Below are 25,431 nucleotides of genomic sequence, written 5' to 3'. Positions count from 1 at the left end.
TTACAGACATACGTATAAGAAAGAGAGAAAAGAATGGGGGAGGGGGAAGGATTGAGATTTAGAAGGATATTAATCATTTTTTCATTTCTTTTTGCGTGTATTTTAATGGTAGGTGCCCCATCTAAAGGAAATACGGATAATGAAATCATTTATATTGTGCCTATTCACGAAACGGTAGAAAATGGGCTATATGCCTTTTTAAACAGAGCAGTTCAGATGGCTGAGGAAGATCAAGCATCTGCTATCATTTTTGATATAAATACTCCAGGCGGGACTGTAGATGCTGCTGGAAAAATAGGAAAACTTTTAACCTCTACAAATTTGAAAACGATTTCTTTTGTGAATAATCAGGCTTTATCTGCAGGTGCTTATATTTCTTTAAATACAGATGAAATTTATATGGTTCCAGGATCAACTATTGGGTCTGCAGCTATTATTGATCAACAAGGTAATACAGCTGGGAAGAAAGCTGAATCATATTGGTTTGCAGCAATGGAAGAGGCAGCAAAACAAACTAAAAGAGATCCTATTTATGCACTCGCCATGGCGGATGAATCTGTTCATTTGCCTGAAGTTGGAGCACCTAAAGGAAAGCTCTTAACTTTAGGAGCAGACCAAGCAGAGAAGGTCGGTTATTCAAAAGGAACATTTAACAATATCGATGAATTATTAAAATATCTAGGGTATGAAAATGCCGAAGTTCATAAAGTAGAAGAGAGCTTTGCAGAAAAAATTGCCCGATTTATTACTCATCCTGTTGTGATACCGATCTTGCTGTCAATTGCAAGTCTTGGTCTAGTTATTGAACTTTACTCACCTGGCTTTGGAGTACCTGGATTTATGGGATTAACAGCATTGTTATTGTTCTTTTATGGGCATTTAGTTGCTGGACTGGCAGGCTATGAAACGCTAATCCTATTTATCATTGGAATTGGACTGATCATTGCAGAGTTTTTCCTCCCAGGGGCTGTAGCAGGGGTACTTGGCGTGGCTGCTGTCTTAGGCAGTTTATTTTTAGCATCGGAAAATGTCATTCATATGGGGATTTCTATATTAATTGCAATTGGTGTTGCTATCTTGGCATTGATACTAATGGTAAAGGTGTTTGGTAAAAAGATGAGTATATTTAAGAAAATAATCCTAACAGACGCAACGAAAACGGAAGAAGGCTATGTATCAAATAAAAGCAGGCTTGAGCTCATTGGATTGGAAGGTTATACATTGACAGCACTCCGTCCATCTGGAACTGTTGTCATTGAAGATGAACGGATTGATGTTGTAAGTGAAGGTGAATTTATTTTAAAAGATGCGAGAGTTCGTGTTGTGAAAGCAGAAGGTTCCCGTATTGTTGTAAGAGAAATACCTAATTTAGATAAATAAAAAGAGGAGGATGTAGTATGTTAGACTTAGGAGCAGGCTCGGTACTCGTAATAGTTCTTGTTGTTCTTGCTATCATTCTTTTAGGTGTGTTGCTTACCTTTGTTCCAGTCATGCTGTGGATATCTGCACTCGCTGCAGGTGTTAAAGTGAGTATCTTTACACTAATTGGTATGCGGCTTCGTCGTGTCATTCCAAGTCGTGTCATTAACCCTTTAATTAAAGCGCATAAGGCTGGAATTGATGTAACGACAAATCAGTTGGAGAGTCATTATTTAGCTGGCGGGAATGTTGATCGTGTTGTTAATGCATTAATTGCTGCACATCGCGCAAACATAGATTTAAAGTTTGAACGAAGTGCCGCTATTGATCTAGCAGGACGTGATGTTCTTGAAGCAGTTCAAATGAGTGTTAACCCAAATGTTATTGAAACACCATTTATTGCGGGTGTTGCAATGGATGGGATTGAAGTAAAAGCAAAGGCTAGAATTACAGTTAGAGCTAATATAGACCGTCTAGTTGGTGGAGCAGGTGAGGAAACGGTTGTCGCGCGTGTAGGTGAAGGGATTGTTTCTACAATTGGTTCATCAGAGAGTCATAAAAAAGTTCTTGAAAATCCCGATATGATATCTCGTACTGTCCTGGCAAAAGGGTTAGATTCAGGAACAGCTTTTGAAATTCTCTCTATTGATATTGCAGATGTTGATATCGGCAAAAATATCGGTGCTCATTTGCAAACTGAACAAGCTGAAGCAGACAAAAAGATTGCACAAGCGAAAGCTGAAGAACGCCGTGCTATGGCCGTAGCCACAGAGCAGGAAATGAAATCAAAAGTAGAGGAAATGAAAGCAAAAGTTGTTGAGGCAGAGGCTCAGGTACCACTTGCAATGGCTGAAGCCCTTCGAACAGGGAATATTGGTGTAATGGATTATATGAATATTAAAAACATTTCTGCCGATACGGACATGAGAGATTCTATTGGCAGAATAAACGATGAGCACAAAGATGGCGGTAAAAAATAATTAAGTAAACGGCAAGTCACTGCTGAAATTGCTCTAAGGCCTTTATGTAAATTTCTTGATCCTAATACATTGTTATTTTTGAAGGGAGTGGGATCAACTTGGAAGGTTTATTTGAATTTCCAATTATTATTATCATTGCAATAATCGGTTATATCTTTTCGATTTTCAAAAAGAGAAAAAAAGATAACCAAGGGCAACATAAAAATATTCATTCAAAGAGAACACCCATACCAGCTTACACTTTTGATCAGATGTCTAAGAAAACGCAAATACAGGAGAAGCCACTCTCTCCTAATAAGATTGAAGCTGAGTATTCGGAGCGGAAAAAACAGGCTGAAGATCTTATAGAACAATTACAAATAGTTCAAACTTTGCCGATAGAGCATTCAGATTCATTTTTGCAAAAAGGAACAAATTCATCCTTTTCACCGAGCCAAAAACAGCTTGTGGATGGCATTATATGGTCAGAAATAATTGGCCCTCCAAGGGCTCTAAATCCCCATAAATCAATGAGAATCAAGAAATAGGCTTATGAAAATGAAGAAAAATAAGTGCTAGAACCTTCCGTCATTTCATACATATGAGATGAAGGGGGGTTCTTTTTTTATGGCAAAAAAATGGGGACATTTCGTTCGAAAATGGATAACAAAAAATATGGAGCTTCCTCAGGATGTCATGATGGATTTACCCCGCATTACAATGATCGGACAAATCCATATATATATTGAGAACCACCGGGGCTTAATCGCTTTTTCCGACAAAGAATTAAGGCTTCTTCTTAAGCAGGGGCAGCTTTTGATTAAGGGAAATGCTTTTGTAATAAAAACGATATTACCAGAGGAGATCCTGCTAGAAGGGAAAATTGATCAGGTCACATATATAAATGAATAGGCATGCTTACAGAAGGAGAGCACCTTCTGTAAGGATTTTTCTACGTATAAGCTCCTTATCTAAATGAGAAGAGCAATGAAGAAAATAATCAAACGAACGTGACAAAATAGATCAGGGGGAAGGAAATGAAGAATCTGTGGATTGAATTTATTGGGGGTATTGTTACAGTAAAAGCCAAAGGGAAAGGAATAGAGCGTTTTATTAATACTCTTACTCGGAACGGGATTCATATTTGGCAGGTTAAAAGGCATGGCGTCGAAGCAGTAATATTTAAAATAAAGCTAAAGGATGTTAATCAGATTAGAAACGCTGTCAGAAACAGTGATTGCAAAATTGAATTTTTACAACGGACAGGCTTTCCATTTCTTTTTAAGCGCTTGCTAAAAAGCTTTGGTTTTGTTTTAGGTGCGACAGCATTTATTATCGTTATTTTGGTATTGTCCAATATGGTTTGGGGAATTGAAATTAAAGGAGCAAATCCGGCAACTGAATATAAAATTCGTAAAGAATTAACTGAAATGGGTGTTAAGAGGGGGAAGCTTCAGTTTTTCATAGATAATGTTGAAGGAATTCAAAGAAAGCTATCAGATAAAATTGAAGAAATCACTTGGGTTGGTGTGGAGTTAAAAGGGACAACCTACCATCTACAAGTGGTGGAGAAAAACGATCCGAAGAAACCTGAATACTTAAGTCCAAGAAATTTAGTGGCAAAAAAGAAGGCAGTTATTGTGTATATGTTCGTAGAAGAAGGACAGCCAGTCGTTAGTGTCAACGATCATGTGAAACCAGGACAATTGCTTGTTTCTGGTATAATTGGAAAAGAAGGAAATATTGAAACACTTCCTGCTAAGGGTGAAATTTATGGAGAAACATGGTATAAAACAGATGTGACTCTTCCACTAAAAAAAACCTTTCAAGTATTTAATGGGAATGAAAAGCGGAAACATTACATCAAAATAGGAAATGTTGAAATTCTAGTTTGGGGTTTCGGAAAAGTGAAATATAAAGAATTTGAGACGGAGTCGAATGAAAAGAAAATTAATTTTTTAAAGTGGGAGCTTCCTATCTCGTATGTAGATAAGACAATTAGGGAAAGTGAACAGGAAACTTTAATCTACGATAACGAGCAAGCCTTTGAAGTTGCAAAAACTTTGGCTCGAAACAAAATAAAAAGCGGGCTATCTGAAAATGATAAAATAAAAGGCGAAAAAGTTTTACACAAGTCTGTAGACAATGATAAAGTAACTATATCAATACATTTCCAAATTATTGAGAATATTGCTGAAGCACAACCAATTGTTCAAGGAGATACGGAATGACAGAAAACTTGAAAACAATGAATGTTCAACTTGAAAATCCGAATGAAGCTGTTTCTTTACTTGGTAATTCGGACGCACACATAAAAATGATCGAGCAGGAATTAAATGTAACCATCATTACGAGGGGCGAGACTGTTTTTATTTCTGGAGAAACAGAATTGGTCGAAATGGCTGGTCTCTTACTTGCTGAATTATTGCAAGTGATTAGAAAAGGAATCAATATTAACCAAAGAGATGTAATGTACGGGATTCAAATGGCAAAAAAAGGAACTTTAGATTACTTTAGTGATCTATATGACGAAGAAATAATTAGAAATGCAAAGGGAAAAATAATCAGAGTAAAGACAATCGGACAAAGCCAATACATTCGTTCTATAAGAAGAAATGATCTTGTATTTGGAATTGGACCAGCAGGAACAGGTAAAACATATCTTGCGGTCGTAATGGGTGTCAATGCATTGAAGAATGGTCATGTGAAAAGAATTATTCTAACTCGCCCTGCTGTGGAGGCAGGTGAAAGCCTTGGATTTTTACCTGGAGATTTAAAAGAAAAGGTGGATCCTTATTTAAGACCATTGTATGATGCATTACATGATATTTTAGGTGCAGAGCAAACGCAAAGGCTTATCGAAAGAGGAACAATTGAAATTGCTCCTCTCGCATATATGAGGGGAAGAACACTTGATGACGCATTTGTTATATTAGACGAAGCACAGAATACAACACATGCCCAAATGAAAATGTTTCTAACCCGTCTTGGATTCGGCTCAAAAATGGTTATTACTGGTGATAAAACCCAGGTTGATCTTCCGAAAGGAGCTAAATCTGGATTAATTGTTGGTGAAGAGATTTTACAAGGAGTAAAGGGTATCTCATTTGTCCATTTAGAAGAAAGTGATGTAGTGCGTCACCCTCTTGTGGCAAAAATTATTCAAGCATATGGGCAGCTAGAATAGAAAAGCGAAAGCCCTTAATAAAAACCGTCGGTATTACCGTACGGTTTTCTTTTGGTTTTGTCTTTTATAAAATTATTGATATATAGAAGTTTCATTATAAAAGATGCATCTTGATAGAAAAACTGTTATCATTTTACATAATTATAGTGTGAATGAACCATTAACTAAGATGGGAGGGAGAACATTGGACAAGCTTCAGCAATATTTGACAAAAATGAAAAATTTATTGGAATTAACTTTCTTTAGAATCCTTTTATTTATTTTACTTGGAATCGTTATGTTTCTTTCTATGTTCAGTAATGTAAAGCCTGAAAAATTGGACTTAGATTTGTTCGTAGTTGCTGAACAAACAATCAGATCCCCTATCACCATTGAGGATAAGGCGAGTACAGAAAAAAGAAAGAAAGAAGCGGCAGATCAAGTTCAAGATATATATGTTGTTAAAAAGGAAATTGCGCAAAATCGGGTTGATTTAATAACCTCTATTTTTGATTCTGCTAAAGAAGTGAAGGATGAGATTAAAACGGATTTAGAGGAACAGCAAAAGGCTGCAGAACAATCAGAAGCGGCTGAAAAAGGTTCATTTAATATCCAAGAACCGTCACCAGCAGATAAATTAGCACGAATGAAAGAAAAACTTACTGAGGATATTACGAAGGAAATATCAGATCAATCTTTGCTAGCGTTATTACAGTCTTCCAAAGGTGAACTTACAATTGCGAAAGATATGACAGTGACCGCCATAAATAATGTTATGAGCAAGAGAATCCCAGCAGATGGTGTAGAAAATGCAAAAAAGAGTCTTGAGGAAGAATTGAAATATACTAGTCTGAATGCAAGCTTAAAGTCGGCAGCTATTGAACTGGGAAGGTATGCCGTTTATCAAAATGAATTTTATGATCCGACCGCAACTGAAGAGGCGCGTCAGCAGGCTGTTGAAAGTGTTGAGCCTGTTAAGATTCTTCAAGGGCAAATCATTGTTGAGGAACAGCAATTAATCACTAGGGATATATATAGGCAATTGAAGCTGATCGGAATGTTGGATAGCAACAACTCGATACAACCTTTTGCGGGACTTGCATTAATTACCCTTGTTATCCTAGCAGCTCTTTATTTTTATTTTAATGATATAAAGCTGCAGTCAGAGTTAAAGCAGAACTATTTATTGCTGTTTAGTTTAATTTTTACATTATCCATATTAATAATGAAAGGGATAAGCTTATTTCCTGAGTTTAAATATTCAGAGATTAGCTATATTTTCCCAGCAGCAATGGGATCAATCTTAATCAGAATATTAATTAACGAGCGAATGGCAGTCATTTTTACGATTATAATGTCCATTTGTGGAAGTATTATCTTTAATGAAGGAGTAACTGGAACTTTTAATGTTTCTTCAAGCATATACATAATCTGCAGCGGACTTGCTGGTATTATTTTTTTAACAAAGCAAAATCATCGGTCGAAAATATTACAAGCAGGTATGTTTGTAGCTGTTGTTAATGTTATAGTTATTTTTTCTCTCGTCTTTTTAAGGAATGGACAATATGATGGAATAGAATATGGATTTTATATTATCATTGGGATTATTTCAGGTATTTTGTCAGCTGTCTTAGCAATAGGCTTGCTTCCGTTTTTTGAAGCGGGATTTGGCATTCTTTCCACGATGAGATTAATTGAATTGACTAGCCCAAATCATCAGCTGCTAAGAAAAATTCTAACAGAGGCACCTGGAACATATCATCATAGTGTCATGGTAGCAAATTTATCTGAATCAGCCTGTGAAGCAATTGGAGCGAATGGGTTATTAGCAAGAGTTGGTTGTTATTATCATGATATTGGAAAAATAAAACGGCCACAGTTTTTTATTGAGAATCAAATGAATATTGAAAATCCGCATGATAAACTTCCGCCTCAAACTAGCAAAAATATAATCATTGCCCATGCTACTGACGGGGCTGAAATGCTTCGGAAACATAAAATGCCTAAGGAGATTGTTGATATTGCTGAGCAGCATCATGGAACAACACTGCTTAAATATTTTTATCATAAGGCGAAGCAAAATGGGCTTGAAGTTAGAGAAGAAGACTATCGATATCCAGGACCGAAAGCACAAACGAAAGAATCAGCCATAATTGGTATTGCTGATAGTGTAGAGGCTGCTGTCCGTTCAATGTCTCACCCGACTTCAGATCAAATAGAAAATCTCGTAAGGAATATTATTGCTGATCGCCTTCAAGACGGACAGCTTAATGAATGTGATTTAACCTTAAAAGAATTAGTTATAATAGAGAACTCTTTTTGTGAAACTTTAAATGGTATTTTCCATTCACGAATAGAGTATCCAGAAATGTCAAAACAGAAGGTGAAGCAGGCATGAGTTTAAGTATTGATTTTTCAGATGAAACGAATGAGTTGACTGAGGAGCAAATATCATATATAGGAGATCTACTGAATTTTGCTGCAAAGTATGAAAATATTGAACCAGATAGTGAAGTTTCGCTAACTTTTGTAAGTAATGAAAAAATTCGTGAAATAAATAAAGAGTACCGAAATAAAGACAGTGTTACCGATGTCATTTCTTTTGCGATGGAAGAAATGGGTGAGGGTGAGATCGAGCTTATAGGCGTTGATATGCCGCGCGTACTTGGCGATATTATCATATCAGTTGCAAGAGCACGGGAGCAGGCTGAAGAATACGGACATTCTAATATGCGGGAAATAGGTTTTTTAGCCGTGCACGGTTTTCTTCATCTTCTTGGATATGATCACGAAACAGCTGAGGATGAAAAGGAAATGTTTACCCGCCAAAAGGATATTTTAAATGAATACGGACTCCAGCGTTAAGAAAAATCGATTACTCAAATCTTTCGGATTTGCCTTAACCGGCATCAAAGAAGCTGTCAGGTGTGAAAGGAACCTTAGAATTCATCTTTTCTTTTCAGTAATCGTAATATGTATGGGAATTTGGTTATCTATTTCTGTATACGAGTGGCTAATCATTGTATTGGCTATTGCAGGAATGCTATCACTTGAAATGCTCAATTCTGCTATAGAAAGAGTTGTTGACCTTGTCACAACGGATTTTCACCCTTTAGCAAAAGCTGCAAAGGATATGGCTGCAGGTGCCGTACTTATTTTTGCGATAATGTCAGTAATCATTGGGTTAATCATTTTTTTGCCGAAAATAATTGTTCTTTTTCATTAGTTAGGACTGCTCTTAAGTAGGGCAGTCTTTTTACTCATTTGAATTTGCTCCATAATTTTTGGTAAAATGGGTTGGCATCATTTATAAACAAAATATATTTTTAGAAAATTCAATTTTCTATATTACGATTTTGCTACAATCGATGATTTTGAAGTCGATATGAGGTAAAATAAAAGAAGTAGCCCTTCTTACAAGAAAGGAAGACAATTTGTGCAAATTGAAAAACTAATTGAAGAAGCAAAAATTGCAAGAGAAAAAGCTTACGTCCCATATTCAAAATTCAAAGTAGGCGCGGCTCTTTTAACAGAAGATGGAAAAGTGTATCATGGATGTAATATTGAAAACGCGGCATATAGCATGTGTAATTGTGCTGAACGCACGGCTATTTTTAAAGCATATTCTGAAGGAGATAAGAAATACACAGCAATGGCAGTTGTGGCTGATACGGAGCGACCATGTTCTCCTTGTGGCGCCTGCAGACAGGTTATTGCGGAATTATGTCCGAAAGACATGAAGGTTATCCTTACTAACCTTAAAGGTGATATTCAAGAAATCACCATAGAAAAATTGCTGCCAGGAGCTTTTTCACCGGAGGATTTGCATGAATAATACAGCACAAGAACATAAATCTGGGTTTATTTCAATCATTGGAAGACCTAATGTTGGAAAATCCACTTTTTTAAATCGAGTAATCGGGCAGAAAATTGCGATTATGAGTGATAAACCTCAAACGACAAGGAATAAGGTTCAAGGTGTTTTAACAACAAATGATGCTCAATTTATCTTTATTGATACCCCAGGTATTCACAAGCCAAAGCACAAACTAGGTGATTTCATGATGAAGGTCGCCCAGAATACATTGAAAGAAGTAGATGTTATTTTGTTTATGGTTAATGCTGAAGAAGGCTATGGACGTGGGGAAGAATTTATTCTAGAAAAGTTTCAGTCCATTCGAACACCAATATTCCTTGTAATTAATAAAATTGACCAAGTTCATCCAGATGAACTGCTTACAATTATTGAATCCTACAAAGAAAAATATAATTTTAGTGAAATCATACCTATTTCTGCCCTCGAAGGAAATAATATTGAAACATTATTAGAGCAGATCAAAAAATATATTCCAGAAGGGCCGCAATACTATCCAGCTGATCAAGTAACAGATCATCCTGAAAGATTTATCGTATCAGAATTAATAAGAGAAAAAGCTCTTCATTTAACAAGGGAAGAAATTCCTCATTCCCTTGCCGTGTTGATTGATAAAATGGAGCGCCGTGATGATAAAGATGTAGTTCATGTAATGGCTACCATTATTGTCGAACGAGATTCTCAAAAAGGGATCGTTATAGGTAAGCAAGGAAAAATGCTAAAGGAAATTGGCCAAAGAGCACGAATCGATATTGAAAATCTACTCGGATCTAAAGTGTTTTTAGAGCTATGGGTAAAAGTTCAAAAAGATTGGCGTAACAAGATGTCACAACTAAGAGATTTCGGATTTCGTGAAGATGAGTATTAGAAAAGCATAACCGCCTGTGGAACGATTTAAGATCTGATTGTCCCTGCGATGTTTATATGATGAATTTTTCCATAGTGGTCACCAAAAAAATTGTACAGCCTTAACTAAGTTATTACCAGAATTCAAGAATTATGCATAATGAAGATTAACAATATTTTTCTCTTATGAAATCAGAAAGACAGGCTATGATATATGGTAAGGATTTGGGAATTAGATTATTGCGTTGAATAACTGAAAGGTGGGGTTTTCGATGATGGATTTTACCTGGAAAGTGTTTTCGCAGACAGGTAGTATAGACACATATCTTCTCTTTAAAGAGCTAGAAAAGGAAACTCAAGAAATACCCGGAAATCAGGACGCAGAACTAGCAGAAGTTGACTTTCCCATCTCATAGATTGTCTTAATATAGGGATGGTGGATATGGTGCTTGAAAAATGTGAAGGCATCATTATTAGAGCAACAAATTATGGTGAAACTAATAAAATTGTCACTCTTTATACCCGAGAATGGGGAAAGGTTGGTGTGATGGCGCGCGGTGCAAAAAAGCCGAACAGTCGGCTTGCTGCTGTCACCCAGCTTTTTACATACGGCTATTTTTTAATTCAGAAAGGTAACGGCTTAGGAACTTTGCAGCAGGGAGAAATGATTTCATCCATGCGATCGATCCGAGAAGATATTTTTCTTACAGCCTATGCAAGCTATATTGTTGATCTAACTGATAAAGGTACTGATGATAGGAAACCCAATCCTTTTTTATTCGAATTAGTTCACCAAACATTAAATTTAATTAATGAGGGGTATGATGCCGAAATTCTTGTGAACATTTTTGAAATGAAAATGTTAAACTCACTTGGCCTTTATCCCGTATTGAATCAATGCGCCATATGTGGCAGTACAGACGGACATTATTCTTTTTCTATTCGTGAAGGAGGACTCCTTTGCCATCGTTGCTTTGAAAAAGATCCTTATCATTTCAAAATTTCTTCGGCTACAGTGAAGCTCTTAAGGCTTTTTTACTTTTTTGATTTATCACGTCTTGGAAATATCTCTGTTAAGGCAGAAACAAAGGCTGAATTAAAAAGAGTGATAACTGCTTATTATGATGAATATTCAGGCCTGAATTTAAAAACGAAAAAATTCCTTAATCAAATGGCTAAGTTTGGGGATATGCTTTAATAGGACAAAAAATCCTCAAATACGCTAATTTTCATTAAACAGAATTTTCTCATCAAAAATTCCGAAATAAGAAAAGCTTTTATTATTGACATTTAATTTTGTTTCGTCTAAGATTCAAATTATTAAATCTAATAGTTGCATGGATGGAGAAGAGTACTTAACTCTCTTAATTAAAGCGAACCTAGGACGGTGTAAGCTAGGGAATTAATTGTTAAGGAAGGCGCTCTTGAGCAACATGTAAATAAGGTGGCTGCTTTTTCAAATTGCAGCAAATAGGGTGGAACCGCGGGTTAACTCTCGTCCCTATGCTTCATGCATAGGGACGAGAGTTTTTTGTTTTTAGAAAAAAATCTATAAAGAGGTGCCGTATGAATATTCAAAACATGATATTAACTTTACAAAAGCATTGGTCTGATTACGGTTGTATTTTGATGCAGGCCTATGATGTGGAAAAAGGAGCGGGAACGATGAGCCCTTATACGTTTCTTCGGGCAATAGGGCCAGAGCCATGGAATGTAGCATATGTTGAACCGTCCCGTCGTCCCGCGGATGGCCGTTATGGTGAAAACCCAAACCGTCTATACCAGCATCATCAATTTCAAGTAATTATGAAGCCATCACCAGATAATATTCAAGAAATGTATTTAGACTCTTTACGTGCACTTGGTATAAATCCGTTAGAGCATGATATACGCTTCGTTGAGGATAACTGGGAAAATCCATCACTCGGCTGTGCAGGACTAGGATGGGAAGTATGGCTGGATGGAATGGAAATTACTCAGTTTACTTATTTCCAACAAGTTGGCGGCATTGAGTGTAAGCCTGTATCTGTTGAAATTACTTATGGAATTGAACGACTTGCTTCGTACATTCAGAACAAGGAAAATGTCTTTGATCTTGAATGGACAAATGGTTTTACCGTGAGAGATATATTCTTGCAGCCAGAATATGAGCATTCAAAATATACATTTGAAACGTCTGACCAAGAGATGTTATTTAATCTCTTTAATATTTACGAAAAAGAAGCACATCGGCAAATGGAGGAAGGACTAGTCCATCCTGCTTATGACTATGTATTGAAATGCTCTCATGTATTTAACCTTTTAGATGCAAGAGGGGCTATTTCAGTAACAGAAAGAACAGGATATATCGGCCGCTGCCGAAACCTTGCGCGAAAGATAGCAAAAACGTTCTATGAAGAACGTGAAAAGTTGGGATTCCCAATTTTACAAACAAAGGAGGAAATGGACCGTGACTAAAAGAGATCTCCTTTTAGAAATTGGCTTAGAAGAAATGCCTGCAAGATTTGTAACGAATTCAATGATTCAGCTTTCAGACAAAATCCAAGCTTGGTTGATGGAAAAGAAAATTTCATTTGAGAATATTAAAGCTTTCTCCTCTCCTCGTCGTTTAACGGTACAAGTAGAGGGAGTTGTTGAAGCTCAAGAAGACATTCATGAAGAATCAAAAGGTCCTGCAAGAAAAATAGCTGTCGATGAAAACGGAGAATGGACAAAGGCAGCTATTGGATTCTGCCGTGGTCAAGGAGCAAGCGTTGAAGATATCTTTTTTAAAGAGATTAATGGTGTTGAATATGTTCATGTGAAAAAATTTATTAAAGGGCATGAAACGAAATCCTTATTGCCTGAATTACAACAAATTATTACAAGTTTGACATTCCCAAAAAATATGAAATGGGCTGATAAGGATCTTCGCTTTATACGTCCAATCAAATGGCTGCTAGCTTTATATGGCAGTGAAGTTATACCATTTTCAATTACAACAGTGGAAACCTCCAATTGGACAATCGGACATCGTTTCCTTGGAAACAAAATTGAAATAAAAGAGCCAAAGGACTATGAAAAAGCTCTTCTTGGACAATATGTTATTGTTAACCCAGAAGAAAGAAAGAATGCTATTCGATCCCAGTTAGTTAAAATCGAAGTGGAAAACAAATGGGTTATTCCAATCGATGAGGAGTTACTAGAAGAGGTTACAAATCTTGTAGAGTATCCAACTGCTCTCTACGGCCGTTTTGAAGAAGAATTCTTGGCACTTCCTGAAGAGGTTCTTATTACATCAATGAAAGAGCATCAACGCTATTTTCCTGTAAAATCCTACGATGGCAAGCTATTACCCTTCTTTGTTACTGTAAGAAATGGAGGACATGAACATTTAGAAAAAGTAGCAAAAGGAAATGAAAAGGTATTAAGAGCAAGACTATCAGATGCTGATTTCTTTTATAAAGAAGATCAAAAAACGGAAATAGAATCTTTACTAGCCAAGTTAAAAACGATTGTATACCATGAAGAAATTGGGACATTAGCTGAGAAAGTTAACCGTGTTCGGAAGCTAACGAATGAAATGGCTGAAAAACTTGATTTTAGCAAAGAAGATAAAACTGTTGCAGATAGAGCTGCTGAGATTTCTAAATTCGATCTTGTTACCAATATGGTATATGAGTTCCCTGAATTACAAGGCTATATGGGAGAAAAATATGCTATGCAAAAAGGTGAAAAGGAAGCAGTAGCTAAGGCGATCAACGAACATTATATGCCAAGGAATGCGGATGATCACACTCCTGGCAGTCATGTAGGAGCGGCGCTATCAATTGCGGAGAAAATGGATACAATTGCATCCTGTTTCGCAATTGGCATCATACCAAGCGGTTCCCAAGACCCTTATGCGCTAAGACGTCAAGCAACAGGAATTGTCCAAACCCTCTTAAATAAAGAGTGGGAAATTGAATTAGAATGGCTCATTGGATCTGCATTAAAACAAATTGAAGAAGCGGGTATCGCAAAAAAATCTAAAGATGAGATTGCTAAAGAAATTGCTGCATTCTTTAAGCTTAGAATAAAGCATATTCTTCAAGAAAGACGAGTGAGATATGATTTAATTGAAGCGGTGTTGGGTAATGAAATTGGATCTTTACCATCACTAGTAAAAAGAGCAGAAGTTCTTGAAACAAGGAAAAATGATGAAGGCTTTAAAGAAAATATGGAAGCCTTAAGCCGTATTTTAAATATCTCATCAAAAGCAGAGAATGCAGGAGAAATAAATAGAGATTTATTTGAAAATGAATACGAAAAAAATCTTTATAATAAATACATGCAGATTAGCGAGAAGATGGAAGAGAAAATTTCAGAAAGCGATTCATATGAACTGCTTATTTCTTTGAAACTAGAAATTGATGATTACTTTGATCATACAATGGTTATGGCTGACAATAAAGAAGTTCGTGAAAACAGGTTAAACCAGATGGTTATGCTCGCACGCATCATTAGGAAATTTGCGAATGTTAACGAGATTATTGTGAAGTGAGCTTAATTTTTGCTTAAAATATATAAAAAAAGTATTATTGTAATGAGCCTGTCCTAAAATTGACAGGCTCATTTATATACAGTAAATCTTTTCATTTATTTTAAATAGTATATAATAAATCTATAATAGTATGTCATTTTTCGTTTGCGCTTTTCTATTGTCTAGTTCCAGCGCCTAGAGGCTCGCCGATTAAGACGCCACGTCCTGTAGCAAAATCGGCACTAGGACTTCCTGTCCGTCTGAGGTCATAAGTCAGTCTGCCAAGAAGGTTAAAGAACAACCTTCTCGTCAGCCTGTCTTATGCTTGTCGCCTCTGACCAAGGCGCTTACGCTTTTCTATTAAGGTGGTGAGGACGATCGAATTAAATAAAAGGCAGGAAACAATTCTAGAAATTGTAAAAGAGAACGGTCCGATTACTGGTGAGAATATTGCGGAAAGATTGAATTTAACGAGAGCAACTCTAAGACCAGATTTGGCCATTCTTACAATGGCTGGATTTTTAGATGCTAGACCTCGAGTGGGGTATTTTTACACGGGGAAATCAGGCACACAGCTCCTTACAGAGAATCTAAATAAGCTGCACGTAAAAGATTATCAATCGATTCCCGTCGTTGTGCATGAAAATGTATCTGTTTATGATGCGATTTGTACGATGTTTTTAGAGGATGTAGGGACATTATTCGTTGTCGATCAAGCATCATTACTTGTTGGGGTTCTGTCAAGGAAAGACCTATTGCGTGCAAGCATTGGTAAACAAGAATTGACGAACATACCAGTAAATATTATTATGACGAGGATGCCTAATATCGCGATGTGTATAAAAGAGGATTTAGTAATTGACGTCGCGAAAAAGCTGATCGAGAAACAAATTGATGCTTTGCCAATTGTGAAAGAAACTGAAAAAGGTTTTGAAGTTATTGGCAGGATTACAAAAACAAATCTAACAAAGGCATTTCTTGCCCTTGCAGAAGGTAACTAAGTAAATGAACAGAGGAGATGGTATTAAGGAATGACAAATAAGCCAATCATCTATGTTGTATCTGACTCTGTAGGGGAGACAGCTGAACTTGTTACAAAAGCAGCAGTTAGTCAATTTAATGGCAATGGAGTAACGATAAAACGATTTCCATACGTCGAAGACAAAATGCATATTGACGAAGTTATTTCATTGGCGAAATTAGATCAAGGTATGATTGCTTATACACTCGTTAAGCCAGAAATACGTCAATATATCAATGAAAAGGCTTTAAAAGAAGGAATATATGTCTTTGATATTATCGGTCCGTTAATGGATCAAATCCAGCATTTATACGGAAAAACCCCTCTTTTTGAACCAGGTCTGGTTAGAAAGCTTGATGAGGATTATTTCAAAAAAATCGAAGCGATTGAATTTGCGGTAAAATATGATGATGGACGAGACCCAAGAGGGATACTGAAGGCGGATATCGTACTTGTCGGTGTATCAAGAACATCAAAAACCCCGCTTTCACAATATCTAGCACATAAAAGGCTTAAAGTTGCGAACGTTCCTTTAGTACCAGAGGTAGATCCTCCAGAAGAACTATTTCTTGTTCGTCCTGAAAAATGCTTTGGATTAAAAATAAGCCCAGAGAAGCTTAATAATATTCGTAGAGAACGTCTAATTTCTTTAGGATTAAGCGACAATGCCAGCTACGCAAATATTGAGAGAATTAAAGAAGAAATCAGTTATTTTGAAAGCATCGTAAATAAAATTAATTGTCCAGTTATTGATGTTACAAATAAAGCAGTGGAAGAAACAGCCAACTTAATATTAAATCAATATCACAAAAGCTTTCCGAAAAGCTAGCACATAATTTGAATTATGTGCATTTTTCTTTTTTGAAGAGATAGTATCAGAAGTTTCTGAATCCTTCCTTTTATTTAAGAAAAATGGTTGTATAACGATAAAAAATGATAAAAACAATAGATATTCATATTATTTTATACTATAATAAAAAATTGTGATAAAAATGTTATAGATTAGGTTTAGAGTTCAGTATGAACGAATAAACTATTTATTGTGAGAAGTCAAGGGCACGCCCTGAAAAAAATTCGACATGAACTCCCTTCTTCATATTGCAGCTTTTTAATGTTTGTACACCATAAGTCAAAAGTTGTTTATAGAAAGAAGGATTATGTGGAGTGATGTAGAATTATTAGAACATTAGGCAATCCATTAATTTTGATTGATGCAGATTCATGTCCTGTAAAAGAGAATATTGTCGAAATAGGCAATAAGAATTCTGTAGAAGCAATATTTATTGCCTCCTTTGCCCATATGAAAAATGATTTAATTGGGGCTAAGTGGAAATTTGATGACTCAAGTAAAGAGGAAGTTGATTTTTTATGAATCATGCAAGTCCTTCCGATATTGTTGTTACACAAGGTATAGGATTAGCATCGACACTCTTACTCAAAGGAGTTTATGTCCTTTCTCCGAGGGGAATTTTATACGAGGAAAAGGAAATTCACACCGCACTTGATATGAGATATTTATCTGCATAGTCGCGGCGAAGGGGGATATAAGGAAAAGGTCCAAAGCCTTACAGTCGGGAAGATCATTTAAGGTTTGTGAAAGAATTGACAAAGATTTTGTCGAAATTTGAAGGAAAACGCTGACTTTTATAGAAATACTATTATGAAAAGCTTTCGATACTGGAGTTGTTCCCATGGCAGAGCGCATCGCCGAAGAGAAAGTGAATGAAATTCGGCAAGCTGTCGATATTGTTGATATTATTAGCGACTATGTACAATTAAAAAAGCAAGGACGAAATTATTTTGGTCTATGCCCTTTTCATGGAGAGAACACACCCTCTTTTTCTGTTTCACCAGATAAACAGATCTATCACTGTTTCGGTTGTGGTGCAGGTGGAAATGCTTTCTCATTTTTAATGGATCTTGAAGGATATTCATTCCAAGAAGCTGCTGTCAAACTAGCTCAAAGAGCTAATATAGAGCTTGATAACCTTAACCCAATAGCAACACAAAAGCAAGTTTCTCCAAATATTCAACACATGCTTGATGCTCATGAAGTATTGCGTAAATTTTATCATCATCTTCTTGTAAATACAAAAGATGGCGAACATGCATTAGAATATTTGCTTGGAAGAGGATTTACAATGGAGTCCATTGTAAAATTTCAAATCGGATATTCTCTACAATCATGGGATTTTGTTTACAAATTTTTAACAAAAAGGAAATTTCCTTCGGAGATTATTGAAAAAGCGGGTTTGATCATTAGACGTGAAAAAGATGGCAGTTATTTTGATCGCTTTCGTAATCGAATTATGTTTCCTATTTTTGACCGAAGTGGAAATACGATTGCCTTTTCAGGAAGATCACTAGGGGACGACCAGCCCAAATATTTAAACAGTCCTGAGACGCCGATCTTTAATAAAAGTAAAATATTATACAATTTTCATTTAGCAAGACCTCAAATAAAAAAATTACAGCATGCAGTACTTTTTGAAGGTTTTGCAGATGTAATATCTGCAGATCTTGCAGGGGTTGAAAACGGTGTTGGCACAATGGGAACCTCTTTAACAGAAGATCATATTTCCGTATTAAAACGAAATGTGCAGTCAATCACCATTTGCTATGATTCAGACAATGCTGGAATTGAAGCAGCTTTTAGAGCTGCAAGTATGCTATCAAATGCTGATTGCTCTGTAAGAATAGCAGTAATGCCAGATGGACTGGATCCCGATGATTACATTAAAAAATTTGGCCCCGAAAGGTTCCGCAATGAGGTAATTGATGCAAGTGTCACACTAATGGCTTTTAAGTTTTTATACTACCGCAGGGGAAAAAAACTGCAAGATGAAGGAGATCGGCTTTCTTATATCGAAGAAGTAGTAACGGAAATTAGCAAGCTGGATAAGGCTGTTGAAAAAGACTATTATTTGCGACAGCTAGCAGACGAGTTTTCACTTTCGTTAGATGCTCTTAAAGAGCAAGAAAAACAAATTAATTTTTCGGAAAAACGGAAGAATAATAAAGGGAAAAGCGGAAATGCGGCAAATAAAAAGCTCCTTCTAACGAAACAATCAAAGCAGCTTAATCCTGCTTATTATACCGCAGAGAAAAGGCTTATTGCACGCATGCTGAGAAATAGCGATATTGCTTTTAAAGTGCAAGATTTGCTACATGGTAACACATTTAATATTGATGAACATCAAGCAATCATTACTTACTTATTAGGTTATTATGAAAATGGTCATTCACCTGATCCAAGTGCTTTTATCAATTATATTAACGATGAAAGGCTTAAACGGGTTGTTGCTGATATTGAAATGATGAGTATAAATGAAGAAATTAGCGAGCAAGAATTAAGTGATTATCTTAAACAGGTGTTTAATTATCCAAAAATGCTAAAGATAAAAGAAAAAATGATTGAACAGAAAGAAGCGGAGCGCCGAAGTGATTATGCGAAGGCAGCCTTAATCGCAACGGAAATAATTCAATTGCGTAAGTCTCTATAGAGAGTTAATTATATTAGGTTTGTTGTGACTTTGGAAGGAGGGGGCTATATGGCTGAAAAATCAGCTCGATCAAAAGAAGTTGATTCAGAATTGACCCTAGATCAAGTAAAAGAACAAATAATTGAGACTGGGAAAAAGACAGGTGTCTTAGCCTATGATGATATTGCAGAAAAATTGTCTCATTTTGAACTAGATTCTCATCAAATGGATGAGTTTTATGAATTCCTTGGGGATCAAGGTGTTGAGCTTGTTGGTGACAATGATGAAGATGCTGACCCTAATGTACAGGAATTAGCAAAAGGTGAAGAAGAATTTGATTTAAACGATTTAAGTGTACCGCCGGGAGTAAAAATAAATGACCCTGTACGTATGTATTTAAAAGAAATAGGCCGTGTCGATCTTCTTTCAGCAGAAGAAGAGATTTCTCTTGCGGAACGTATTGAAGATGGTGACGAAGAAGCAAAAAGGCGCCTAGCCGAAGCAAACCTTCGTTTAGTCGTCAGTATTGCCAAAAGATATGTAGGCCGGGGTATGCTCTTCCTAGATTTAATTCAGGAAGGGAACATGGGATTAATAAAAGCAGTTGAAAAATTTGATTATAGAAAAGGCTTTAAATTTAGTACCTATGCTACATGGTGGATCCGACAGGCAATAACAAGAGCAATAGCTGACCAAGCAAGAACGATAAGAATCCCGGTTCATATGGTAGAGACAATTAATAAATTGATACGAGTTCAGCGTCAATTACTTCAGGATCTAGGCCGAGAACCAACTCCTGAGGAAATCGCGGAAGATATGGATTTAACACCAGATAAAGTAAGAGAAATACTAAAAATTGCACAAGAGCCAGTTTCATTAGAAACACCAATTGGTGAAGAAGATGATTCCCATTTAGGTGATTTTATTGAAGATCAAGATGCTACTTCACCATCAGAGCATGCCGCATATGAGCTTCTTAAAGAGCAGCTTGAGGATGTTTTAGATACTTTAACCGATCGGGAAGAAAATGTCCTTCGCCTTCGTTTTGGACTTGATGATGGCCGCACAAGGACGTTGGAGGAAGTCGGTAAAGTCTTTGGTGTAACACGCGAACGTATTCGTCAAATTGAAGCGAAAGCACTTCGTAAATTAAGACATCCAAGCAGAAGCAAGCGTCTAAAAGACTTTTTAGAATAGAAAATGATTGTCAGAAAATAGTTTACTTCTTAAAATGGAGGTAAACTATTTTTTTTCTAGAAATTACATATTATCTTTAAGTTCCAGAATGGGCGTGAAGCAAAAATGAATGAAACAAGAAAAAAGATCATCATTAACGAAATTGTCAATTGGAAAAAAAATCGAATGCTTCCTGAACAATATTGTGACTATTTATTAGCTTTATACACGGAAGGAAACCAACAGGAGGAAACGGAAGGTTTAGGTATAACTAAAAAAAATTTTCAGAAAAATCATTACCTTTTTTTACTTCTTGTTCCATTATCCGTGTTTTTAATCCATTTTACTGAATTATCTATTATTTTGCAAATGACCTTTTCACTTTTATTTGTTTTTACTGCCATTTTATTCACATTTTACTTTTCTAGAAAAGGAATCTTACTGCAAATTCCTCTTTTTGTAGCAGCATTAATAATATTATTAGCTTCTGTTGAATTTTTTTCAAGTGTCTACCCTGATAGTCCATTATTACTGTATTCTAACCTAGTAATAAATTGCATTATTTGGATGATTGTGGGATGGAAATTAAAACTTCCTTCCTTTAGCATCTCTGGCATTTCAGGATTAATATTATTACTTATTTTTATATTTAAATAATAATATATTTTTAAAAATTTTTAAATGTTGTGAAAATTACCCCTTCTCTCTTATAATATATATGAAAGCGTATACAAATGAGCTTCAAGAGGGGGATGAAGATGAATTTTAATTTAACAAATGAGCAGGAAATGATTTTGAAAACGATACGGGAATTTGCAGATGAAGAAGTAGCTCCTGGAGCGCTTGAAAGAGATAGGACAAAGAAATTTCCAGAAGAAATATTTAAGAAAATGGCTGATCTTGGATTAATGGGTTTGCCTTTTCCTGAAGAATATGGCGGTTCAGGTGCAGATACAATCAGCTTTGCTATTGTAACAGAGGAATTAAGCCGTGCATGTGGCTCAACGGGAATAACCTATTCTGCCCATATTTCACTAGGAGGAGCGCCACTTTATTTATTCGGAACAGAAGAACAAAAACAAAAATATTTGGTGCCTATTTGTAGGGGTGAATCCCTGGGAGCATTTGGGCTGACAGAGCCGAGCGCTGGTTCAGATGCAGGAGGAACTAGAACAACTGCTGTAGAAAAAGATGGAGAATATATTATTAATGGCAATAAGTGTTTTATTACAAATGCTAGCTATGCCAAGAATCTAGCTTTAACGGCCGTTACTGGAGAAAAGGAAGGTAAGAAGGAAATAAGTGCGATTATAGTACCAACGGATACAAAAGGCTTTAAGGTAATAGATAATTACGAAAAAATGGGGTTGAATGCATCAAATACAACTGAACTCGTACTGGAAGACGTTCGCGTTTCGACTGAGCACTTGCTCGGCAAAAAAGGGGAAGGCTTTAAGCAGTTTTTAATAACTCTAGATGGCGGAAGAATTGGAATTGGCGCGATGGCTGTTGGAATTGCTCAGGCAGCATATGAAAAAACATTGCAATATGCAAAGGAAAGACAGCAATTTGGTCGGACGCTGGCCCAGTTTCAGGCTATTCAATTTAAGCTTGCAGATATGGCAATGAAAATAGAGCTTGCAAGAAATATGGTGTACAAAGCAGCGTGGTTAAAAGACCAAGGCAGACCTTTTTCAAAGGAAGCATCAATGTGTAAATTGTATGCATCAGAGATTTGCATGGAGATCACGGATCAAGCAGTGCAAGTCCATGGAGGATACGGCTACATGAAGGATTACCATGTAGAGCGGTATATGCGAGATGGTAAATTAACAGAAATCGGAGAAGGAACATCTGAAATACAAAGAATGGTCATAGCACGTCAAATTGGCTGTTAAATCGAAAAGCGGAAGCGCCTTGATCAGAGGCGACAAGCATAAGACGGGCTGACGAGAATGTTGTTCTTTAACCTTCTTGGCAGACTGGCTTATGACCTCGAGCCTCTAGGCGCTGTAGCTAGACAAATCGAAAAGCGGAAGCGCCTTCGAAACAATTACAGATCAAATTGTTTCTGCGAAGTTTATTCAAGGAAGCTTTCCTTTGTGCTCAGGGACGACTAGCATAAGACGAGCCTTTTTGAAAGGTGTTCTTTTACCTTTCTGAGAGGATTGGCTTGCGAACTCGAGCCTATTGGAGTTGATTAATAAGAATAGCGAACAAAACTCCATCCTCGTAGATGGAGTTTTTGTCTAATTTCCGAAATTGATTTGACAAAATTTGCTTTAGGGCTTTTCCTTCTTCCTATTTTGAAGTAGAATAGAGATTGTTTGTATAAATACTTAATAAAAGTGATATGTTCTTACATAAGGGAGGTTAATACATGAAAAATCCAGTGATGCCGTATATCTTAATTTTTGCATTTGGTATTGTTGCAATGTTCCTGATTTCCTTCAAAGGACTTGGTGATGCGGAACAACTTGCTGCTGAAAAAGAAGGCAAGGGCGAGAAACAAGAAGAAACGGCTGCAGCAAGCCCTGAAGAGATTTATAAAAAAAGCTGTATCGGATGCCACGGTGACCAGTATCAGGGCGGAGTAGGACCTGCATTAACAGGAGTTGGTGATCGTCTATCGAAGGATGAAATTGCTGATATTGTTACAAATGGTAAAGGTACAATGCCTCCTGGTTTAGTTCCTGCTGACAAGGCTGGCGATATGGCTGCGTGGTTAGCTGAAATTAAATAATGTTCTAATATAAAGAAAGTCCTTTGCATTCGTAAAGGACTTTTTTTAGCTAGTAGGAAAGTTTAAGTTTATTAAAGTGTTAATGTAAAATTGAAATATTGATTAAGTTTCTGCTAATATGATTAAAACTAAGGCATTCGCAGAAAGGAATTTTAGCGAACGTCAAGTTTTTCTAATTCTATAGAGATAGAAAGATCTCCTTCTTTTCTAAAATTATTGGAATGGTGAACGAATGAATACTGATAAATTATCACAACGTTTAGAAACTGTAGCGAATTATATACCTAAAGGCTCTCGGTTGGCTGACATTGGCTCTGATCATGCTTATTTACCTTGTCATGTAGTAAAAAAAGGACTAGTTTCCTTTGCTATTGCTGGAGAAGTAGTAGAAGGGCCATTTCAATCTGCGAAAAGACAAGTTGAAATTGAAGGCTTAAATGATCAAATTACTGTCCGAAAGGGAAATGGTTTAGAAGTAATTAGCTCTGGCGAAGTTGACTGTATTACGATCGCGGGAATGGGTGGTGCATTAATCACAAGTATTCTGGAAGAAGGAAAGGAAAAGTTAAGTTCAACAAAAAGATTAGTGCTGCAGCCAAATATTAGTGCAGTGACTATTAGAAATTGGCTTTTGAATAATGGTTGGGTGTTAATAGCAGAAGAAATTCTCGAAGAAGATGAAAAGATATATGAGATTATAGTAGCTGAACAAGGAATAGCAACAAGTAAACCTAGAGAAGATTTGCAAAAGGAATTACTGTTTGGACCGTTTTTATTAAAAGAGAAATCAGACATTTTTAAGAAGAAGTGGTTAACCGAGTTGAATAACTGGCAAAGGATTTTAGATCAACTCTCAAGAGCTGCTGACACAGAAGAAACAATTAACAAAAAAAATGAACTGATAAAGAAAATAGAAATGGCCGAGGAGGTATTAAGTCATTGAAGGTAGTAAATGGGCACCAAATCATTCAGCTATTTGAACAGTTTTCCCCAAAAAGTTATGCAATGGAAGGAGATCGGATAGGTCTGCAAATTGGAAGGCTAAATAAGCCAATTGAAAATATAATGATCGCTTTAGACGTGCTAGAAGAAGTAGTTGATGAAGCAATCGAGAAAAATGTTCAGCTTATTATTGCGCACCATCCGCCGATCTTTCGTCCACTAAAATCCATTGCGACAGATACACCCTCAGGAAGAATTATTGAGAAGTTAATAAAGCATGATATTGCTGTCTACGCTGCTCACACAAATTTAGATGTAGCAGTTGGCGGTGTGAATGATATGCTAGCGGAAGCATTACAGCTAACAAATACAGAGGTTCTTTACCCCACAACAGAAATACAATTGAAAAAACTAGTTGTCTATGTTCCAGAACAATCTGCAGAGGTTGTTAAAAAAGCTTTAGGTGACGCAGGTGCAGGTTCAATTGGAGATTATAGCCATTGCTTGTTCTCATCAACTGGTACAGGACAATTTTTACCTGGAGAACGAACAAATCCCCATATCGGTCAACAAGGAAAGTTGGAAACAGTTGTAGAACAAAGAGTTGAAACTATATTTCCAGAGCATCTTGAAAAGAGGATTCTTTCTGCGATGTTTAAATCGCATCCATATGAAGAGGTTGCTTACGATATTTATAAGCTTGAGAATTCAGGAGAAAAGTTAGGTTTAGGAAGAATTGGTGAAATTCCTGAGATGTCTCTTAGAGACTTTGCCAACCATGTTAAACAGTCGCTAGATGTTTCAGGTGTTCGCGTCGTTGGAGATTTAAATTCAAAGGTGAAAAAAGTTGCTGTATTAGGCGGAGACGGAAATAAATATTTTATATCTGCAAAATTTAAGGGTGCTGATGTTTATGTTACAGGTGACATGTACTATCATGTTGCTCATGATGCCATGATGATGGGATTAAATATTGTCGACCCCGGTCATAATGTTGAAAAAGTAATGAAAAATGGGGTGGCCAAGAAATTGGCTCAAATGTGTCGAGAAAAGGAATTCAAAGTCACTATCTTCCCTTCAGAAATAAATACGGACCCTTTTCAATTTGTATAGTTATAACCAATTATTAAAAAGAACCTGTTCAAGTGAACAGGTTCTTTTTTCATTTGAAATTGCGATTTTCTAATTATCGCAGATTAACGGGCAGTAAGACCCCCACTTCAAGGTTGCGAGAGAATCAAAGAAACCTAAGTGGGGGATCAACTGCCCGTAAAGGCCCGATTGGTTCAACTAACCATCAGT

At 36.4% G+C, this 25,431-nt stretch carries 26 protein-coding genes and 1 other annotated feature; all 26 genes read left to right on the top strand.

Annotation, left to right across the window (positions count from 1 at the left end):
• Nucleotides 1–33 precede the first annotated feature (33 nt).
• The 26 genes from KHA94_RS14240 (at nucleotide 34) to KHA94_RS14120 (ending at nucleotide 25,242) form a co-directional block, all read left to right on the top strand.
• Entirely contained in the window at nucleotides 34–1,380 is a 1,347-nt protein-coding gene (locus tag KHA94_RS14240) for an NfeD family protein (RefSeq protein WP_213102790.1), read from the top strand.
• A 17-nt stretch (nucleotides 1,381–1,397) separates the two neighbouring features.
• A complete protein-coding gene (gene floA, locus KHA94_RS14235; protein ID WP_213102789.1) occupies nucleotides 1,398–2,399 on the top strand; it encodes a flotillin-like protein FloA in 1,002 nt (333 codons plus the stop codon).
• Nucleotides 2,400–2,497: 98 nt separating this feature from the next.
• The gene (locus KHA94_RS14230; protein ID WP_213102788.1) at nucleotides 2,498–2,926 is read left to right on the top strand and encodes a hypothetical protein; all 429 of its coding nucleotides are present in this window, start codon (nucleotides 2,498–2,500) and stop codon (nucleotides 2,924–2,926) included.
• A gap of 79 nt (nucleotides 2,927–3,005) precedes the next feature.
• A complete protein-coding gene (gene yqfC / locus KHA94_RS14225; protein ID WP_213102787.1) occupies nucleotides 3,006–3,290 on the top strand; it encodes a sporulation protein YqfC in 285 nt (94 codons plus the stop codon).
• A gap of 125 nt (nucleotides 3,291–3,415) precedes the next feature.
• Nucleotides 3,416–4,609 carry a sporulation protein YqfD gene (gene yqfD / locus KHA94_RS14220; RefSeq protein ID WP_213102786.1) on the top strand — a complete coding sequence of 398 codons (1,194 nt, stop codon included), beginning with the start codon at nucleotides 3,416–3,418 and terminating at the stop codon, nucleotides 4,607–4,609.
• Nucleotides 4,606–5,565 carry a PhoH family protein gene (locus KHA94_RS14215; RefSeq protein WP_213102785.1) on the top strand — a complete coding sequence of 320 codons (960 nt, stop codon included), beginning with the start codon at nucleotides 4,606–4,608 and terminating at the stop codon, nucleotides 5,563–5,565. The genes yqfD and KHA94_RS14215 overlap by 4 nt, the downstream gene beginning before the upstream one ends.
• Before the next feature lie 184 nt (nucleotides 5,566–5,749).
• Nucleotides 5,750–7,942, top strand: coding sequence for an HD family phosphohydrolase (locus KHA94_RS14210; protein WP_213102784.1), 2,193 nt, complete (start codon nucleotides 5,750–5,752; stop codon nucleotides 7,940–7,942).
• Entirely contained in the window at nucleotides 7,939–8,409 is a 471-nt protein-coding gene (ybeY, locus tag KHA94_RS14205; RefSeq protein ID WP_213102783.1) for an rRNA maturation RNase YbeY, read from the top strand. The genes KHA94_RS14210 and ybeY overlap by 4 nt, the downstream gene beginning before the upstream one ends.
• Nucleotides 8,387–8,770 (top strand): diacylglycerol kinase family protein, encoded by a 384-nt coding sequence (locus tag KHA94_RS14200; protein WP_213102782.1) that lies wholly within the window; start codon nucleotides 8,387–8,389, stop codon nucleotides 8,768–8,770. The genes ybeY and KHA94_RS14200 overlap by 23 nt, the downstream gene beginning before the upstream one ends.
• A gap of 210 nt (nucleotides 8,771–8,980) precedes the next feature.
• The gene (locus KHA94_RS14195; RefSeq protein WP_213102781.1) at nucleotides 8,981–9,379 is read left to right on the top strand and encodes a cytidine deaminase; all 399 of its coding nucleotides are present in this window, start codon (nucleotides 8,981–8,983) and stop codon (nucleotides 9,377–9,379) included.
• Nucleotides 9,372–10,286, top strand: coding sequence for a GTPase Era (era, locus tag KHA94_RS14190; protein ID WP_213102780.1), 915 nt, complete (start codon nucleotides 9,372–9,374; stop codon nucleotides 10,284–10,286). The genes KHA94_RS14195 and era overlap by 8 nt, the downstream gene beginning before the upstream one ends.
• A 250-nt stretch (nucleotides 10,287–10,536) precedes the next feature.
• A complete protein-coding gene (locus tag KHA94_RS14185; protein WP_213102779.1) occupies nucleotides 10,537–10,680 on the top strand; it encodes a YqzL family protein in 144 nt (47 codons plus the stop codon).
• A 29-nt stretch (nucleotides 10,681–10,709) separates the two neighbouring features.
• Nucleotides 10,710–11,462: a DNA repair protein RecO gene (gene recO, locus KHA94_RS14180; protein WP_213103257.1), complete on the top strand. Its 753-nt coding sequence runs from the start codon at nucleotides 10,710–10,712 to the stop codon at nucleotides 11,460–11,462.
• Nucleotides 11,463–11,593: 131 nt separating this feature from the next.
• Nucleotides 11,594–11,770, top strand: a binding site (T-box leader).
• 60 nt (nucleotides 11,771–11,830) lie between these two features.
• A complete protein-coding gene (glyQ, locus tag KHA94_RS14175) occupies nucleotides 11,831–12,721 on the top strand; it encodes a glycine--tRNA ligase subunit alpha (RefSeq protein WP_213102778.1) in 891 nt (296 codons plus the stop codon).
• Entirely contained in the window at nucleotides 12,714–14,786 is a 2,073-nt protein-coding gene (gene glyS / locus KHA94_RS14170) for a glycine--tRNA ligase subunit beta (protein ID WP_213102777.1), read from the top strand. The genes glyQ and glyS overlap by 8 nt, the downstream gene beginning before the upstream one ends.
• Nucleotides 14,787–15,130: 344 nt before the next feature.
• Nucleotides 15,131–15,766 carry a transcriptional regulator CcpN gene (ccpN, locus tag KHA94_RS14165; protein WP_338030782.1) on the top strand — a complete coding sequence of 212 codons (636 nt, stop codon included), beginning with the start codon at nucleotides 15,131–15,133 and terminating at the stop codon, nucleotides 15,764–15,766.
• A 30-nt stretch (nucleotides 15,767–15,796) separates the two neighbouring features.
• On the top strand, nucleotides 15,797–16,615 hold the full coding sequence (locus KHA94_RS14160; protein WP_213102775.1) for a pyruvate, water dikinase regulatory protein: 819 nt from the start codon (nucleotides 15,797–15,799) through the stop codon (nucleotides 16,613–16,615).
• A gap of 375 nt (nucleotides 16,616–16,990) precedes the next feature.
• A complete protein-coding gene (locus KHA94_RS26530) occupies nucleotides 16,991–17,158 on the top strand; it encodes a PIN domain-containing protein (protein ID WP_338030781.1) in 168 nt (55 codons plus the stop codon).
• Nucleotides 17,155–17,313 (top strand): DUF188 domain-containing protein, encoded by a 159-nt coding sequence (locus KHA94_RS26525; RefSeq protein WP_338030780.1) that lies wholly within the window; start codon nucleotides 17,155–17,157, stop codon nucleotides 17,311–17,313. Before KHA94_RS26530 ends, KHA94_RS26525 begins: the two co-directional genes overlap by 4 nt.
• Nucleotides 17,314–17,477: 164 nt before the next feature.
• Entirely contained in the window at nucleotides 17,478–19,289 is a 1,812-nt protein-coding gene (gene dnaG, locus KHA94_RS14150; protein ID WP_213102774.1) for a DNA primase, read from the top strand.
• Between the two features lie 48 nt (nucleotides 19,290–19,337).
• The gene (gene rpoD, locus KHA94_RS14145; protein ID WP_213102773.1) at nucleotides 19,338–20,465 is read left to right on the top strand and encodes an RNA polymerase sigma factor RpoD; all 1,128 of its coding nucleotides are present in this window, start codon (nucleotides 19,338–19,340) and stop codon (nucleotides 20,463–20,465) included.
• Between the two features lie 105 nt (nucleotides 20,466–20,570).
• Entirely contained in the window at nucleotides 20,571–21,101 is a 531-nt protein-coding gene (locus KHA94_RS14140; RefSeq protein WP_213102772.1) for a hypothetical protein, read from the top strand.
• A gap of 101 nt (nucleotides 21,102–21,202) precedes the next feature.
• Complete coding sequence (locus KHA94_RS14135) at nucleotides 21,203–22,342, top strand: acyl-CoA dehydrogenase family protein (protein ID WP_213102771.1); 1,140 nt, start codon at nucleotides 21,203–21,205, stop codon at nucleotides 22,340–22,342.
• 482 nt (nucleotides 22,343–22,824) lie between these two features.
• On the top strand, nucleotides 22,825–23,187 hold the full coding sequence (cccA, locus tag KHA94_RS14130; RefSeq protein ID WP_213102770.1) for a cytochrome c550: 363 nt from the start codon (nucleotides 22,825–22,827) through the stop codon (nucleotides 23,185–23,187).
• A gap of 232 nt (nucleotides 23,188–23,419) precedes the next feature.
• Nucleotides 23,420–24,130 carry a tRNA (adenine(22)-N(1))-methyltransferase gene (locus KHA94_RS14125; RefSeq protein WP_213102769.1) on the top strand — a complete coding sequence of 237 codons (711 nt, stop codon included), beginning with the start codon at nucleotides 23,420–23,422 and terminating at the stop codon, nucleotides 24,128–24,130.
• Nucleotides 24,127–25,242 carry a Nif3-like dinuclear metal center hexameric protein gene (locus KHA94_RS14120; RefSeq protein ID WP_213102768.1) on the top strand — a complete coding sequence of 372 codons (1,116 nt, stop codon included), beginning with the start codon at nucleotides 24,127–24,129 and terminating at the stop codon, nucleotides 25,240–25,242. Before KHA94_RS14125 ends, KHA94_RS14120 begins: the two co-directional genes overlap by 4 nt.
• Nucleotides 25,243–25,431 lie beyond the last annotated feature (189 nt).

The organism is Cytobacillus citreus (assembly GCF_018343665.1).
Lineage (GTDB): Bacteria > Bacillota > Bacilli > Bacillales > Cytobacillaceae > Cytobacillus > Cytobacillus citreus.
This window is presented reverse-complemented; position numbering and strand designations above follow the sequence as displayed.

Excerpts from the sequence above, each read along its gene's own strand:
- era (WP_213102780.1), top strand. The coding sequence starts at position 9,372 with ATGAATAATACAGCACAAGAACATAAATCTGGGTTTATTTCAATCATT.
- KHA94_RS14200 (WP_213102782.1), top strand. The coding sequence starts at position 8,387 with ATGAATACGGACTCCAGCGTTAAGAAAAATCGATTACTCAAATCTTTC.
- KHA94_RS14160 (WP_213102775.1), top strand. The coding sequence starts at position 15,797 with ATGACAAATAAGCCAATCATCTATGTTGTATCTGACTCTGTAGGGGAG.
- KHA94_RS14140 (WP_213102772.1), top strand. The coding sequence starts at position 20,571 with ATGAATGAAACAAGAAAAAAGATCATCATTAACGAAATTGTCAATTGG.
- KHA94_RS14215 (WP_213102785.1), top strand. The coding sequence starts at position 4,606 with ATGACAGAAAACTTGAAAACAATGAATGTTCAACTTGAAAATCCGAAT.
- KHA94_RS14125 (WP_213102769.1), top strand. The coding sequence starts at position 23,420 with ATGAATACTGATAAATTATCACAACGTTTAGAAACTGTAGCGAATTAT.
- rpoD (WP_213102773.1), top strand. The coding sequence starts at position 19,338 with ATGGCTGAAAAATCAGCTCGATCAAAAGAAGTTGATTCAGAATTGACC.
- KHA94_RS14240 (WP_213102790.1), top strand. The coding sequence starts at position 34 with ATGGGGGAGGGGGAAGGATTGAGATTTAGAAGGATATTAATCATTTTT.
- dnaG (WP_213102774.1), top strand. The coding sequence starts at position 17,478 with ATGGCAGAGCGCATCGCCGAAGAGAAAGTGAATGAAATTCGGCAAGCT.
- glyQ (WP_213102778.1), top strand. The coding sequence starts at position 11,831 with ATGAATATTCAAAACATGATATTAACTTTACAAAAGCATTGGTCTGAT.
- ybeY (WP_213102783.1), top strand. The coding sequence starts at position 7,939 with ATGAGTTTAAGTATTGATTTTTCAGATGAAACGAATGAGTTGACTGAG.
- KHA94_RS14185 (WP_213102779.1), top strand. The coding sequence starts at position 10,537 with ATGATGGATTTTACCTGGAAAGTGTTTTCGCAGACAGGTAGTATAGAC.
- yqfD (WP_213102786.1), top strand. The coding sequence starts at position 3,416 with ATGAAGAATCTGTGGATTGAATTTATTGGGGGTATTGTTACAGTAAAA.
- floA (WP_213102789.1), top strand. The coding sequence starts at position 1,398 with ATGTTAGACTTAGGAGCAGGCTCGGTACTCGTAATAGTTCTTGTTGTT.
- KHA94_RS26525 (WP_338030780.1), top strand. The coding sequence starts at position 17,155 with ATGAATCATGCAAGTCCTTCCGATATTGTTGTTACACAAGGTATAGGA.
- cccA (WP_213102770.1), top strand. The coding sequence starts at position 22,825 with ATGAAAAATCCAGTGATGCCGTATATCTTAATTTTTGCATTTGGTATT.
- KHA94_RS14135 (WP_213102771.1), top strand. The coding sequence starts at position 21,203 with ATGAATTTTAATTTAACAAATGAGCAGGAAATGATTTTGAAAACGATA.
- yqfC (WP_213102787.1), top strand. The coding sequence starts at position 3,006 with ATGGCAAAAAAATGGGGACATTTCGTTCGAAAATGGATAACAAAAAAT.